Source organism: Blautia sp. AF17-9LB (assembly GCF_003479185.1).
GTDB classification, from domain to species: Bacteria; Bacillota; Clostridia; order Lachnospirales; family Lachnospiraceae; genus Fusicatenibacter; species Fusicatenibacter saccharivorans.
On record NZ_QUGU01000001.1, the window covers coordinates 360,942 to 373,875 of the forward strand.

The following is a 12,934-nucleotide window of genomic DNA, read 5'->3' on the forward strand; positions in this document are numbered from 1 at the left end:
GATAGGAAAATGGCTTTATTTGAATCATATGAAAGAAGAGAGAAACAGATTCTGGCTAAGCTTGCTGAGTACGGAATCAACTCCATCGAAGAAGCTGCAGAAGTTACAAAAGCTGCTGGCCTTGATGTATACAAAATGATCGAAGGCATTCAGCCAATCTGCTTCGAGAATGCAAAATGGGCTTACACTGTAGGCGCAGCAATCGCAATCAAAAAAGGATGCCGCAAAGCTTCTGAAGCTGCTGCAGCAATCGGTGAGGGACTTCAGTCCTTCTGTATCCCGGGTTCTGTAGCAGATCAGCGTAAAGTTGGTCTTGGCCATGGTAACCTTGGTAAAATGCTTCTGGAAGAGGACACCGAGTGCTTCGCATTCCTGGCTGGACATGAGTCCTTCGCAGCTGCTGAGGGTGCTATCGGTATCGCTGAAAAAGCAAACAAAGTACGTCAGAAACCTCTGCGTGTTATCCTGAACGGTCTTGGAAAAGACGCTGCTCAGATCATCGCTCGTATCAACGGCTTTACTTATGTAGAGACTGAGTATGACTACTACACCGGAGAACTGAAAGAAGTATTCAGAAAAGCATACTCCGATGGACCGCGTGCGAAAGTTAACTGCTACGGCGCTAACGACGTTCGCGAAGGCGTTGCTATCATGTGGAAAGAGAACGTTGACGTTTCCATCACCGGAAACTCCACCAACCCGACTCGTTTCCAGCATCCAGTTGCAGGTACCTACAAAAAAGAGCGTATCGAAGCTGGTAAAAAATACTTCTCCGTTGCTTCCGGCGGTGGTACAGGACGTACTCTTCACCCGGACAACATGGCAGCAGGTCCTGCTTCCTACGGTATGACCGATACTATGGGACGTATGCATTCTGACGCTCAGTTTGCAGGTTCTTCTTCTGTACCGGCTCACGTAGAAATGATGGGTCTGATCGGCGCAGGAAACAACCCAATGGTTGGTATGACTGTTGCTGTAGCTGTTGCTGTTGAAGAGGCAGCAAAAGCTGGCAAATTCTAAGATTAGCCAAACCTTGCGTAAATAAAATTATTTGAGCAAAAAAGAAGCGCCGCGGGAATTTTCCCGTATGGCGCTTCTTTTTTGCTGCTTTCGATATCCTGCAAAGTTGGGCGTGCAGATTGCAGGAACGATGTTTCAAACACATGCTATATTCTTTTGATCCATGCACAAAAAACGCCTCTGAACCCAAAACGTTTCAGAGGCGTTTTTTATATCATTCTAAGCATTATTTTGCAGCGATAAACTTCTTTGCAACCAGTGTCTCTGCACAAAGTACTGCTCCGCCTGCTGCGCCGCGGACCGTGTTGTGGGACAGACCTACGAATTTCCAGTCGTAGATGGAATCCTCTCTTAAACGGCCTACGTTGATTCCCATACCGTTCTCGTAGTTGACATCCAGTGTTACCTGCGGACGGTTATCTTCTGTCATGTAACGGATGAACTGTTTCGGTGCGCTTGGCAGATTCAGCTCCTGCGGAAGGCCTTTGAAGTTCTCCAGTTTTTCGATCAGCTGCTCTTTCGTCGGTTTCTTGCGGAATTTTACGAAAACAGCTGCGGTGTGTCCGTTTAATACCGGAACACGGATACACTGACAGGTGATCTTCGGCTCAGTTGCTTTTACGATCACGCCGTTTTCAATTTTACCCCAGATACGAAGCGGCTCCTGCTCGCTCTTCTCTTCTTCTCCGCCGATGAACGGGATGATGTTGCCTTCCATCTCCGGCCAGTCTTTGAAGGTTTTTCCTGCTCCGGAAATTGCCTGGTATGTGGTTGCAACCACTTCATATGGCTCGAACTCTTTCCATGCCGTTAATACCGGTGCATAGCTCTGGATTGAACAGTTCGGTTTTACAGCGATAAAGCCTCTCTTGGTTCCCAGACGTTTTTTCTGAAACTCGATAACATCGAAGTGCTCCGGGTTGATTTCCGGAACTACCATCGGAACATCCGGTGTCCAGCGGTGTGCGCTGTTGTTGGAAACAACCGGTGTCTCGGTCTTTGCATATGCTTCTTCAATCGCTTTGATCTCATCTTTCGACATATCAACAGCGGAAAATACAAAATCTACGGTAGATGCCACATGCTCTACATCATTTACATTCATCACAACGAGCTTTTTCACTGCTTCCGGCATTGGAGTATCCATTTTCCAGCGTCCGCCGACTGCTTCCTCATATGTTTTTCCGGCACTTCTCGGACTTGCTGCCAGGGTCACAACTTCAAACCACGGATGGTTCTCCAGCAGAGAAATAAATCTCTGTCCTACCATACCGGTTGCTCCTAAAATTCCTACTCTCAATTTCTGCTCCATTGGTTTCATCTCCTTGTTCTTCTGTGGCGTACATTTGTGCGTCTCATGTCATACTATACCAATTTTTTCAAAATTGCAACTGTTTTTTCAATTTTCCTGTAAATATTTTTTATTCTGCTCGATGACAGCCTGCATCGCATCTGCTCCCGGCGCACCGATCGTGTTGCGTCGTTCTACGCAGTTCTTCATGCTGATGGCATCATAAATATCATCCTCGAAGACCGGGCTGATCGCTTTGTACTCTTCGAGTTTCATATCATCAAGGGAGATTCCTTTGTCAATGCAGTACAGAACGAGACGGCCGACAATGCCATGTGCATCGCGGAACGGAACGCCTTTTCCAACAAGGTAATCAGCTGCGTCCGTTGCATTCGTGAAACCGTTCTTTGCACTGTTCTCCATGCGGTCTTTTTTGAAGTACATGGTAGAAAGCATGCCATTGAACAGAGCCAGGCATCCTTTTACGGTGTCGATGGCATCGAAGGTCAGCTCTTTATCCTCCTGCATATCTTTGTTGTACGCCAGCGGGATTCCCTTCATAGTGGTGAGCATTGACATCAGAGCTGCGTAAACGCGGCCTGTTTTTCCTCGAACAAGCTCTGCGATATCCGGATTCTTTTTCTGCGGCATGATACTGCTTCCGGTGCTGTATGCGTCGTCGATGTCCACAAACTGGTACTCATTGGTATTCCAGATGATAATCTCCTCGGAGAAGCGGGAAAGATGCATCATAATCGTAGAAAGAGCACTGAGGAGCTCAATGACATAGTCACGGTCGGATACGGAATCCATGCTGTTTAAGGTCGGGCCGTCAAAGCCGAGCAGCTCTGCTGTGTAAGCGCGGTCCAACGGATACGTCGTTCCAGCCAGCGCACCGGAACCGAGCGGACAGTAATTCATTCTCTTGTAGATGTCTGCAAGGCGGCCTCTGTCGCGGCGGAACATTTCAAAATATGCGCCCATGTGATGTGCCAGTGTGATCGGCTGTGCTTTCTGCAGATGGGTGAATCCCGGCATATAGGTGTGAATGTTCTCTTCCATGATTTTTTCAAGTGTTACCAGCACCTCTTTGACGAGTGCATCAATCTCGGTGATCTCATCGCGGACATAAAGTTTCATATCGAGGGCTACCTGGTCATTGCGGCTTCTTCCGGTGTGCAGCTTCTTTCCGGCGTCTCCGATGCGGTCGATCAGGTTTGCCTCCACGAAGCTGTGGATATCCTCATATTCGCTGGTGATTTCCAGTTTTCCGCTCTCCACATCGGCAAGAATCCCCTCCAGTCCTGCAAGAATCTGGTCTCTCTCCTCTTCTGTCAGGATGCCCTGTTTTGCCAGCATCTTTACATGTGCCATGCTGCCTTTGATGTCCTGTTTATAGAATTTCTGATCAAAGCTGATGGATGCATTAAAATTATACACTAACTTGTCGGTCTCTTTTGTGAACCGTCCGCCCCATAACTGTGCCATTTTCATTCCTCTTTTCCTGTAAGTTTTTTAAATTATCATGCATTATTATACAAGCATCCAACCTTCCTTTGCAAGTCAAATCACCTACTTTCCCGAATTTCGGCGTTTTGTGTAGTTTTTTTCCAGCCAGCCCAAGATGCCGTACAATCCTGCCGCAACGAGGCAGAGAATCAGGATGGACAGGATTACCCAGTCAAGTCTGAACAGATTTGCCCACCTTTTTGCGGCAGAGACGCTCGTCAGCCGCCCGATTTGCCGCTATCCAGAGCTCTTCAGAGACGATAGCAGGAATTTTCCCCGCATAGACGTACTGCCCGCCCGGCGGTGTAGGGAGCGTTTTTCCGGTGTTAAAATCGTAATGCTTCCTGTTCATGACTACGGTGCCTTTATTCATGGGATTCCGCACCATGCGGATAATGTCTGTTCCAGAGAATGGTTTTCCGGCGCGGCTGCGGACGCCCTCCGCTGCCAGAACCGCCGCAATTTTCCGTCCGCCGAGACCGTCTGCACAGAGTTCGTACATACGGCGCTTCACTGCGGCCTCCTCCGGGATGATCTCAATCGCTCCGTCTGCCGTCCGCCGGTAACCATAACTTTTTGAGGTCAGCACCGGCTTTCCATTATTCTGCTGCCGTTTCTGGTGCGCCAGATTCATCTTCTTGCTCAGCTCCCGGCTGTACTCCTCCGCCAGAATCGCCTTAATGCCGGTCAGAAGCGCGTCTTCCGGCGAATAGAATGTGTTCTCCAGATAAAAATACAGCCGCTTTCCGGCGCAGTTTAAGCGGTCTGCGAACAGATACCAGTCCCGCGTGTTCCGCATCAGGCGGTCCTGCGACTTGATTACGACGACATCAAACCTGTTCTGCTCGAGATCCTCGTACAGGCGGTTATATTCCCATCTGCCCTTCCGGCTCGTACCGGAGCGGCTCTCCACGTAGGCATCCACAAGCCTCCATCCTCTTGCCCGGATTGCCTCTTCCGCCTCCGCCGCCTGCCTTACCAGCGCATCCTTCTGATTTTCCTCCTCGGTGCTGCACCTTGCATAATAAACCGCACGCAGCTTCTCCTCTTCCATCTCCTGTCTCACTTTCCAGATGCTTCTCTTTACTATATAGAAAAAAGGACCGGAAAGTTCCGACCCTCTTTTTGTAATTTCTTTTACGGATTGCACCGTCCGCACGGCTCATAGCCTTCGGCGATCAGGTCCTCGCGCGGTCCCTGATATGTCGCCTTGTTTTCATCCTTAATCGAGCTGACGCTGGAGCATGACGGCAGGTGGAATTTCATGCTGGATGTGTTCATGACATATTCCTGCTGATCCGTCATCGTTCCGCTGCTTTCGCTTAACGTGCTGTCTCCCGTTGCATAATTAATTGAGATGCCCGGCTGATTGTTGTATGCGAAGATATGGAAGGAAATGCCCTCGCCGTCATCTTCCATGGAAAGTGCCTCCATCTCCACACCGTCCGCTACAAGGTTGTCCCCGATAAAAATTGGTGTAACGCGGTACAGCACATGGTTTCCGGTCTCTTTGACGTAGTCGGCAACCATGTTTTCAAACGGCAGCATGCCCTCGACATTCAGATAACGTGTTCCAGTGATCAGATTCTTCTCGTTTGCATTCTCACCGGTCAGCTGGTATCCGATCAGATGGCAGCGGTTGTACAGATATTTACCTTCCACCTGATCGTATTTTACCGTATGCCAGCCCGTCGGCTTTACCTGGCCGATCACGCCGCGCTTCTCCGTCGGCATCAGATCCTGGCCGATATTCGCCTCTGCCACGCCGCACCGTCCCAGGCTGTCCAGATTGCTGTAATGCTCGTACGACTCGGTCGTCTTTTCCTCATCGGTAAAATCCGGCTCATTTCCGTTTAAAACGACATACGGTTCACCGGAAAACTCCGAAACATCAAGAACTGAAACGGCCGTCGGTGCCTGATCGGTAATCTGGGATTCCGTCATCGTATAAGCGGCCGTAACCTCCGAACCGGAATCTGCTCTCTCCGTCGAGAGAAGATCCTGCGCCTCACAGCCGGTCAGTGTCAGAACAAGAAGCGCCGCCAGCAGCAGAAGCTGTTTTCTTGGTTTTTTCATTTCTCATATACCTCTTTCGTTATTTTCTCATGGGAATAGCCTGCAAACTCCTCCTCGGACACTTTATTCCATTTGGAAAGATCCAGGTCGAATTTCCGGTCAGACGGATAATGCCGGTTCCACCAGAAAACGATGATTTTCTCTATCTTCGCTTCCACAGCCTGCAGTCCCGTATTCTCCACAAAGCAGTATTCTCCTTCGCCTGCCTGCTCCAGAAAATCTGCCGCCGCCTGAAGTGTTACCTTCCCACTCTCCTTCTGCTCCGCGAACAGCTTTTCCGAAGCCGGATTCATCCAGAGCGTTTTCCCCTCACACAGTTCGCAGATTTTTTCCGTTACCACGCGGTCCCGCGAAACGCGTCGTCCGCCAAACTGCATTCCTCTTCGTTCTTCCAGACATACGATTCCAATCATCTGTCATCCTCCCTTCTCTTGCGTGTGCATATCTGAACACCTGACTGCCGTAGATAATCAGATAGCCAAGCCCCTCTCTTGCCCCGATAAACTCTCCGATTACAACACCGACGAGGCACAGGCCGATGTTGACCTTCCACACGGCGAGCAGCCCCGGAAGCGACCACGGCAGCACGACGCGGAACAGCATATCCTTCTTCGTTCCGCCGAGTGTTGCAATCAGGCGGAGCATATCCGGCTCCACACCCTGAAAGCTGCTGTAAATGCTGATCACCGAGCCGAATATCGCAACGGAAATGCCGGCCGTGATGATCGTTTTCACGTTTGCCCCCATCCACACAATGAGAAGCGGGGCGAGCGCCGATTTCGGCAGGCTGTTCAGGACTACCAGGTACGGCTCCATCACCGCAGAAAAGCGCGGAAAGAGCCACAAAAGCACAGCGAACGCCATGCCAAGTGCCGAGACGAGCAGAAAGCTGATTCCCGTCTCATACACCGTGATCCCGATATGGCGCAGAAGGTTCTGCTCCGTCAGCAGGGTCACGAACGTTTTTCCCACCCGCACAGGGCTGGAAAAGATAAACGGATCGATCCATCTCAGATCCGCCGCCACCTCCCATAATACCAGAAAACTGACGAGAAGCAAAGCCCGAAACACCCGCACCTGCTCCCGTTCTCTTTTTTTCTGCCGGAGATACGCCCTCTGAAAGCTGCTCTCCGGCGTTTTTGCCTGCTCACGCATTTTCATTCAGCTCCTTCCAGATGGCATTGAAATACGTTTTAAATTCCGGCGCACTGCGCGCTTTCATCGGCGTGCGCTCCTCCATCGCAAACCGGATCGGAATCTTTTTTTTCACATATGCCGGCCGTGCCGCCAGAACAATCACACGGTCCGCCATGCTGATGGCCTCCGAAATATCGTGTGTCACGAGAATTGCTGTCTTTCCCTCTTTTTTGATGATCTTTCCGATATCATCACAGACGTTCAGCCTCGTCTGGTAGTCGAGAGCGGAAAACGGCTCGTCAAGCAGCAGAAGATCCGGCTCCATCGCCAGTGTACGGATCAGTGCCGCCCTCTGCCGCATACCGCCGGAAAGTTCGGACGGACGGGCATTGGAAAAGGATTTCAGGCCGTATGTCTCCATCATCTCCCCAACTTTTTCTTTCCGCTCGGGTGTCAGCGTGCGCGAAATCTCAAGGCCCAGCAGAACGTTGCTGTAGATGGTCCGCCATTCAAACAGGTGGTCTCTCTGCAGCATGTAGCCGATATGGAGATCCGCCTCCGTGATCGGCCGTCCGCGGCTCAGCAGAGTTCCCGCCTCCGGCTTTAAAAGACCGGAAATCAAGTTCAGGATCGTGCTCTTTCCGCAGCCGCTCGGTCCGACAAGAGCAACAAATTCCCCCGGTTTTACCGAAAAGGTCAGATCGCACAGCGCCGGTGTTTCTCCTTTCATGGTGTGATAGGACAGTGATATATGCTCTAATGACAGGATTTGATCATCCATTTTTTTGCATCCTCCTCTATCTATAAGATATCATATGCAGCTTGCATCCCAGCCGCGCTGAGGCTATAATAGAAAGGATTGAAAGATACCAGGAGGTTTGAAGATACATTATGACCAATAAAAGAAATTACCAGAAGGAGCTGGATGCGAAGATTGCAGGACTTCACGGTGAAGTTCCGACCTTGCTGCTGCACAGCTGCTGTGCGCCGTGCAGCAGTTACGTGCTGGAATATCTGTCGCAGTATTTTTCCATTACGCTCTTTTACTATAATCCCAACATCTATCCACCGACGGAGTACGAGCACCGCGTGGAGGAACAGCAGCGTCTGATCCATTCTCTTCCCGCCGTGCATCCGATTTCCTTCTGCCCCGGACCGTACGATTCTGACCGGTTCTATGAGCTGACACGCGGGATGGAAAATGTGCCGGAGGGCGGCGAGCGCTGTTTTGTCTGCTATGAAATGCGGCTCCGCGAAGCGGCCGAAATGGCAAAGCAGCTCAAACTCGACTATTTTACAACAACCCTCTCCATCAGCCCGCTGAAAAACGCGGAAAAGCTGAATGAAATCGGAGAACGGCTTGCCGCCGAATACAGGATCCCATATCTCAATTCAGATTTCAAGAAACGGGGCGGCTACCAGCGTTCCATCGAACTTTCCCACGAATACGGCCTCTACCGCCAGGACTACTGCGGCTGCGTCTTTTCCCGCCGGGAACGCGACGCACGGGTGGCAGCACAGGAAAATGGCAACAGCTGATGTGCTCTTTGAAGTGTCCGGCCAAAAGCTCCGTCAGGATATGCTGTACGAACTGATTTTCCTGAAACTTGTAACAGCAAACGCCCTTTGCAGCAGATCTTTTTCCTGCAAAGGGCGTTCGTATTTCTGTCATATTTCTCATGATACCAGAAAACCCGCAGAACCTTACGTCCTGCGGGTTTCTAAAGAATAAGCCGAAAATCAGATTCGAACTGACGACCCCTTCATTACGAGTGAAGTGCTCTACCGGCTGAGCTATTTCGGCCTGTGAAATTCATTTTCTGAATGACACAATCATTATTATACCGTATTTTTTTGAAATTGCAAGCATTTTTTTGAAATTTATGAATCTTTTTCTAAAATTTGTTCCGCCCCACTGATTTCCTGCCGTTTTCATCCTTGTTGTTTTCACATCCCTGACGCAAATTTTATGCATAAACTTTGTCCTTGCTTTCAAAAATTAAGGAAAACCATCACTTTTCCTTATAAAAATTAATGTATTTTGAAAGAAAAGCATTGACAACCGCCAAAAAAGTAAGTATAGTTTTTAACTAAAGGAAGAAAGGGGCTGTTGTCATGACCATGCAATACGATAATCTGGAAGACAAGCTCAGTCAGCTTGTAGAGTATACGAAAGATTCCGGAAAGATTGATTTATCTTTATACACTGAGTACGATGTAAAACGGGGACTGCGTGATTCCACCGGTAAAGGTGTTCTCACCGGCCTGACCGAAATTTCCGATGTTATCGGCTTCGATATTGATGAGCGCACCGGCGAAAAAGTTCCGACCGATGGCCGTCTCTATTTTCAGGGCTATAACGTCGCAGATCTGATCAAAGGTATGGAAGGACGACGCTTCGGTTTTGAAGAGATTACCTATCTTCTTCTGTTCGGTTCTCTTCCGACAGAACCGCAGTTAAATGATTTCAACGAAATTTTAAGTATCTACCGCGAGCTGCCGGACACTTTTGTCCGCGACGTTGTCATGAAGGCAACCAGCAAAAACATGATGAATACTCTGCAGCGCTGTGTGCTGACCCTGTATTCCTACGACGAAAAGCCGGATGACATTTCCATTCCGAACGTCCTCCGCCAGGCTTTGAGTCTGATCGCCAAAATGCCGCTGATCGCCGTTTACGGCTACCATGCATACCGCCACTACCACGAAAACCAGAACCTGATCATCCGAAATCCGAAACCGGAGCTGTCGATGGCTGAAAACATTCTGCAGATGCTTCACCCGGATGGAGAATACACTGCTCTGGAGGCAAAGGTTCTCGATGTTGCGTTAATTCTTCACGCAGACCACGGCGGCGGAAATAACTCAACATTTACGACACACGTTGTCTCCTCCTCCGGAACCGATACCTACTCTGCTGTTGCGGCTTCTTTAAGTTCCTTAAAAGGACCGCGCCACGGCGGTGCCAACTTGAAGGTTATGGAGATGTTTGAAAATATTGAAGAGAATGTTACAAACTGGGAAGACGAAAACGAACTGCGCACCTACCTGACCAAAATGCTTGATCGTGAAACATTCGATGGAACCGGTCTTATCTATGGTATGGGCCATGCTGTTTATACCCTGTCCGATCCACGTTGTGTGATTCTGAAAGAATATGCAAAGAAGCTTTCCGCTGAGAAGCACCGCGAGAAAGAATTTGCTCTCTATGAGTCTGTAGAACGCATTGCCGGCGAGTGTATCGCCAAAAAGCGCCGTCTGCTCAAACCAGTCTGTGCAAATGTTGATTTCTACAGCGGTTTCGTCTACGCAATGCTTGGCCTTCCAAAAGAGCTCTACACCCCGATCTTTGCTATCTCCCGTATCTCCGGCTGGTCCGCACACCGGATCGAAGAGCTTGTCAACGAAGGAAAGATCATCCGTCCGGCTTATAAATATGTCGGTCATCATCGTCCGTACGTTGCCATTGAAAGAAGAACCCCAAGAAAGACTTCCCACAGTTTTTCAAATAACTAAAAAATTATGCAAAAAGGACATCTGCCCGTACCGTTCTGGTATCGGGCAGGTGTCCTTTTATTGCCAAGTGATCTCTCGAAAAACCCGCGGAGCGTGCTTCTCATGGTTATAAACAAAACTCTGCGTTATACCCGGATCTTTGTTCCCTTGGTATCTCGTTTTGCCAGCTTAATCTTCGCTGTCAGAGAAATCTCTTTGTCGTGATACGTGATCGTGTAATCCATCCGGCTTGCCAGCAGATACGCATGCTCTACCGCGTCGTCCTCTGCCATACGGATACCACGCACACCAACGGCTGCTTTTTTCTTCTCCGGCACTTCACTCGTAAGGAAGCGCAGGAAGACACCGTTTTTCGTCTGCAGAACCACATACTCCTGCTCCTGGCAGACCTCGGCAAGAATCAGACGGTCCTCCTCGGATGAAAGCTTCGTCGCCGCGATCGTTCGTTTTACGACATCAAACTCGGATCCATCGACAAGTTTTACCATACCGGCCGCGCTGACGAACAGCAGCTTATTGTTCTTGATATTTTCCAGTGCATCGACGTAAATCATCTGCTCCTTCTGGCTGCTGTAATTTCCAAGGTTGTCGATCGGCGTTCCCTTGTCACGGAATCTTCCATACGGGATGTCCATTACTTTGATGCTGTGCATCATGCCAAGATCCGTAAAGACGCAGATCTTATCGGTGTTTTTGCACTGGAACACATATTTGTTCTCGTTGTGCACAGCCTCTTTGTTCCGCTCGTAAGCAGACGTATCGATCGTCTTCGCATAACCGAAGCGGTCCATCAGGAAGACAACATCCATCTCCTCGACCTTCAGCTCCTCAAGAACAATCGCCTCAGCATTCTCAATCGCCGTTTTCCGCTTGTGGCCGTACTCTTTTTTTATCTGCGTCAGATCTTCCATAATAACTTCCGACATCGAGTCGTAATGATTTAAGATATCCTCGTACTTTGTAATCTTCGCCACAGTCGCCTCATGATCTTTTAAGAGTGCTTCCACTTCCAGTCCGATCAGTTTCTGCAGACGCATCTCCAGAATCGCCGTTGCCTGGCGTTCCGTAAAGCAGAGCTGTGCTGCCATACGCTCACTTGACTTTGATTTGAAGCGGATACCATCGGTCACTCCCATAATCAGACACTCTTTGACCTGCTTCTGTGTCTTGCTTCCGCGCAGGATCTCAATGATCAGATCGATCACATCGCATGCCTTGATCAGACCTTCCTGCACCTCGCGGCGCTCCATCTCTTTGCGGAGAAGGTTCTGGTATTTGCGGGTTGCCACTTCAAACTGGAAATCAACGTGATGCTCGATCACCTGTTTAAGGCTTAACGTCTCCGGTCTTCCATCTGCCACGGCGAGCATGTTGACACCGAACGTATCTTCCAAACGTGTTTTCTTGTACAGCAGATTCGTGATCCGCTCCACATCCGCGCCTTTTTTCAGTTCGAGCACGATGCGTGTTCCTTCTTTCGAGGACTGGTTGGAAATGTCGACGATTTCCGGCGCTTTCTTGCTCTCCACAAGCCCCGCCACATCGTTCAGGAACTTTCCGATGTTCGCACCGATCATCGGGTACGGAATTTCGGTGATCACAAGATACTGCTTTCCGTTTCTGCCTTTCTCCACTTCCACTTTTCCGCGGATTTTAATCTTTCCGACACCTTTTTCGTAGATCGACAGCAGGTCATCCTGATTGACGACAATACCGCCGGTCGGGAAATCCGGTCCTTTGATGTATTTCATCAGACCTTTGACGGTGATGTCGTTGTTTTTCATGTAGGCCTTGACCGCATCCACAATCTCACACAGGTTGTGCGGCGGAATGCTTGTTGCCATACCGACAGCGATACCGTCTGCGCCATTCAACAGAAGGTTCGGCACGCGCACCGGCAGAACAGACGGCTCTTTTTCCGTCTCGTCGAAGTTCGGTACGAAATCGACAACGTCTTTGTCGAGATCCTTTAAATAGACCTCCTGTGTAATTTTCTGCAGTCTCGCCTCGGTATATCGCATTGCAGCGGCACCGTCACCCTCAATCGACCCGAAGTTTCCGTGACCGTCCACAAGCGGCTGCCCTTTTTTGAAATCCTGTGCCATTACGACAAGAGCATTGTAAATGGAACTGTCGCCGTGCGGATGGTATTTACCCATCGTATCGCCGACGATACGCGCGCACTTTCGGAACGGCTTGTCGTACTGGATGCCGAGCTCATACATGTCATACAGAGTACGGCGCTGTACCGGCTTTAAACCGTCCCGCACGTCCGGAAGCGCTCGGGAAATGATGACGCTCATCGCATAATCAATATAAGATTTCTGCATGACCTCAGAATATTCGGTCCGTATAATCTGATCTTCTGATTTTTCTTTCATCTTC

12 protein-coding genes and 1 tRNA gene are annotated in these 12,934 nt (G+C 49.6%); 4 read left to right on the plus strand and 9 right to left on the minus strand.

Annotated features, from left to right (window positions below):
- Positions 1–9 precede the first annotated feature (9 nt).
- Positions 10–1,020 carry a GGGtGRT protein gene (locus DWX00_RS01615; protein ID WP_022463017.1) on the plus strand — a complete coding sequence of 337 codons (1,011 nt, stop codon included), beginning with the start codon at positions 10–12 and terminating at the stop codon, positions 1,018–1,020.
- Positions 1,021–1,087: 67 nt separating this feature from the next.
- Positions 1,088–1,180, plus strand: a complete 93-nt coding sequence (locus tag DWX00_RS20670) for a DUF6783 domain-containing protein (RefSeq protein WP_369123061.1) — start codon at positions 1,088–1,090, stop codon at positions 1,178–1,180.
- A gap of 66 nt (positions 1,181–1,246) precedes the next feature.
- Here the strand turns inward: DWX00_RS20670 and asd are convergent, their stop codons facing one another.
- The 7 genes from asd to DWX00_RS01650 all read right to left on the minus strand — a co-directional run bounded on the left by asd (position 1,247) and on the right by DWX00_RS01650 (position 7,814).
- Complete coding sequence (gene asd / locus DWX00_RS01620; protein ID WP_022463016.1) at positions 1,247–2,332, minus strand: aspartate-semialdehyde dehydrogenase; 1,086 nt, start codon at positions 2,330–2,332, stop codon at positions 1,247–1,249.
- A gap of 87 nt (positions 2,333–2,419) precedes the next feature.
- Entirely contained in the window at positions 2,420–3,799 is a 1,380-nt protein-coding gene (gene argH / locus DWX00_RS01625) for an argininosuccinate lyase (RefSeq protein ID WP_118594579.1), read from the minus strand.
- Between the two features lie 193 nt (positions 3,800–3,992).
- On the minus strand, positions 3,993–4,886 hold the full coding sequence (locus DWX00_RS01630) for a recombinase family protein (protein WP_147398226.1): 894 nt from the start codon (positions 4,884–4,886) through the stop codon (positions 3,993–3,995).
- A 71-nt stretch (positions 4,887–4,957) separates the two neighbouring features.
- Entirely contained in the window at positions 4,958–5,896 is a 939-nt protein-coding gene (locus tag DWX00_RS01635) for a DNA/RNA non-specific endonuclease (protein WP_118594537.1), read from the minus strand.
- Positions 5,893–6,309, minus strand: a complete 417-nt coding sequence (locus tag DWX00_RS01640) for a hypothetical protein (RefSeq protein ID WP_055217698.1) — start codon at positions 6,307–6,309, stop codon at positions 5,893–5,895. Before DWX00_RS01640 ends, DWX00_RS01635 begins: the two co-directional genes overlap by 4 nt.
- Entirely contained in the window at positions 6,206–7,051 is an 846-nt protein-coding gene (locus tag DWX00_RS01645; protein WP_117812857.1) for an ABC transporter permease, read from the minus strand. The genes DWX00_RS01640 and DWX00_RS01645 overlap by 104 nt, the downstream gene beginning before the upstream one ends.
- Entirely contained in the window at positions 7,044–7,814 is a 771-nt protein-coding gene (locus DWX00_RS01650; protein ID WP_118594538.1) for an ABC transporter ATP-binding protein, read from the minus strand. The genes DWX00_RS01645 and DWX00_RS01650 overlap by 8 nt, the downstream gene beginning before the upstream one ends.
- 110 nt (positions 7,815–7,924) lie before the next feature.
- Here DWX00_RS01650 and DWX00_RS01655 point away from each other — a divergent pair, with 110 nt between their 5' ends.
- Positions 7,925–8,572 (plus strand): epoxyqueuosine reductase QueH, encoded by a 648-nt coding sequence (locus DWX00_RS01655; protein WP_118594539.1) that lies wholly within the window; start codon positions 7,925–7,927, stop codon positions 8,570–8,572.
- A gap of 192 nt (positions 8,573–8,764) precedes the next feature.
- Here DWX00_RS01655 and DWX00_RS01665 read toward each other — a convergent pair.
- A tRNA-Thr gene (locus tag DWX00_RS01665) sits at positions 8,765–8,837 on the minus strand.
- Positions 8,838–9,148: 311 nt separating this feature from the next.
- Here DWX00_RS01665 and DWX00_RS01670 point away from each other — a divergent pair.
- Positions 9,149–10,549: a citrate/2-methylcitrate synthase gene (locus DWX00_RS01670; protein ID WP_118594540.1), complete on the plus strand. Its 1,401-nt coding sequence runs from the start codon at positions 9,149–9,151 to the stop codon at positions 10,547–10,549.
- A gap of 125 nt (positions 10,550–10,674) precedes the next feature.
- On the opposite strand, the gene DWX00_RS01675 is transcribed toward DWX00_RS01670, so the two are convergent.
- The gene (locus tag DWX00_RS01675) at positions 10,675–12,930 is read right to left on the minus strand and encodes a DNA gyrase/topoisomerase IV subunit A (protein WP_118594541.1); all 2,256 of its coding nucleotides are present in this window, start codon (positions 12,928–12,930) and stop codon (positions 10,675–10,677) included.
- Positions 12,931–12,934 lie beyond the last annotated feature (4 nt).